This window comes from Mesorhizobium sp. M7A.F.Ca.US.006.04.2.1, from assembly GCF_004022915.1.
Taxonomy (GTDB): domain Bacteria; phylum Pseudomonadota; class Alphaproteobacteria; order Rhizobiales; family Rhizobiaceae; genus Mesorhizobium; species Mesorhizobium ciceri.
Genome location: NZ_RZQA01001107.1, coordinates 1 through 1,706 on the forward strand (window position 1 = coordinate 1; position 1,706 = coordinate 1,706).

Annotated in this window: 2 protein-coding genes; one reads left to right on the top strand and one right to left on the bottom strand. The window is 62.4% G+C overall.

From position 1 onward, the window contains the following. Positions 1-259 precede the first annotated feature (259 nt). Entirely contained in the window at positions 260-1,441 is a 1,182-nt protein-coding gene (locus tag EN925_RS34760) for a cystathionine beta-lyase (protein WP_013532426.1), read from the top strand. A 67-nt stretch (positions 1,442-1,508) separates the two neighbouring features. Here EN925_RS34760 and EN925_RS39920 read toward each other — a convergent pair. Continuing rightward, the coding region (locus tag EN925_RS39920) for a hypothetical protein (protein ID WP_164894619.1) at positions 1,509-1,706 on the bottom strand (198 nt) is incomplete at its 5' end.

Consider the following 1,706-nt stretch of genomic DNA (forward strand, 5'->3'; position numbering starts at 1 on the left):
ATCAAGGACCGCCTTTTCGCGATAGGAATTTTTTCTTGACACCCTGCCCTCAGCTATGATACATTTTTGTCCATGGTGCTGATTTGCGCCGATGACCCGCCGCACAGGCGGGTTTTTCGTTTGATATCCTGTCCCCGCATCGCTGTTTTTGCCGCGACGAATTGGCATATTCGAAGTCCATCTCCTGGCGGACGGTGGCTGTTGCACGGTCCATGCCGCCGCACTATGGCTAGCGGCTTGTCAAACAAGGCGACGCAGAATGGCGAAAGACGGCGAGCACTTTAGCGGCGGGATGGGCATCAACACGCGGCTTGCCCATTCGGGCAACAATCCGCACGACTATTTCGGCTTCGTCAATCCGCCGGTGGTGCATGCCTCGACCGTGCTTTTTCGCGACGCGGCGTCAATGGCGGCTCGCACCCAGAAATACACTTACGGCACGCGCGGCACGCCGACGACCGATGCGCTCGCCCACGCCATAGACGCGCTGGAAGGTTCGGCAGGCACGATCCTGGTGCCGTCGGGCCTTGCGGCGGTGACGGTACCGCTGCTCGCCTTCGTGTCGGCCGGCGACCATCTGCTGATCGTCGATACCGTCTATCATCCGACCCGCAACTTCGCCGACACGATGCTGAAGCGGCTGGGCGTCGAGGTCGAGTACTACGCCCCCCATGTCGGCGCCGGCATCGCGGCGTTGATCAAGCCCAACACCAAGGTGGTGTTCACGGAATCACCGGCCTCCAACACCTTCGAGGTGCAGGACATCCCAGCCATCGCCAAGGCGGCGCACGCCGCGGGCGCCATCGTCATGATGGACAATACCTGGGCGACGCCACTGTATTTCCGCCCCCTCGACCACGGTGTCGACATCTCGATCCATGCGGCGACCAAATACCCGGCCGGCCATTCCGACGTGCTGCTTGGCACGGTGTCGGCCAATGAGAGCTGCTGGACGCATCTTTATGAAAGCTTCTGCACGCTTGGCTGCTGCGCCGGGCCCGACGACGTCTACCAGGTGCTGCGCGGCCTGCGCAGCATGGGCGTGCGCCTCGAACACCATCAGCGCAGCACGCTTGCCATCGCCTCCTGGCTCGAAGGCCAGAAGGGCGTGGCGCGCGTGCTCCACCCGGCCCTGCCCAGCCACCCGGACCACGAACTGTGGAAGCGGGACTTCTCCGGATCGAGCGGCATCTTTTCCATCGTGCTTGCCGGCGGCGGACAAAAGCAGCAGCACGCCTTTCTCGACGCGCTGCAAATCTTCGGCCTCGGCTATTCCTGGGGCGGCTATGAGAGCCTTGCCGTGCCGGTCTGGCTCGGCGACCGCGTTGTCGCGAAGGCCCCCTATGAGGGTCCATTGATCCGCCTGCAGATCGGCCTCGAGGACGTCGACGACCTGAAGGCCGACATTTCGCGCGGCCTGACCGCAGCAGCGGCTGCGTAGCGGAATTCTATTCCCTCAAATTGCAGTTTCCCGGATCAGTTTGGCTTTCAAATTCAGCGATGCCGCGTCATTGCGGTGCGATCAGCACATTTTCGACTTCCCCTGGAATATCGGCAGAGTTTTCGACCTCATGGCTTTCCGCCTTTTTGTTCCCATTCTTGCCGGCGCGACGCTGCGCGAGCGTCTCGTCGCCTGTATCGGCGCGACGATCGGCATTGCACTCACCGGTGTGATCGCCAGCCTTGTGCTCGGCAACGGCCCGCAC

Coding starts and splice junctions, on each gene's coding strand:
- EN925_RS34760 (WP_013532426.1), top strand. CDS start 260: ATGGCGAAAGACGGCGAGCACTTTAGCGGCGGGATGGGCATCAACACG.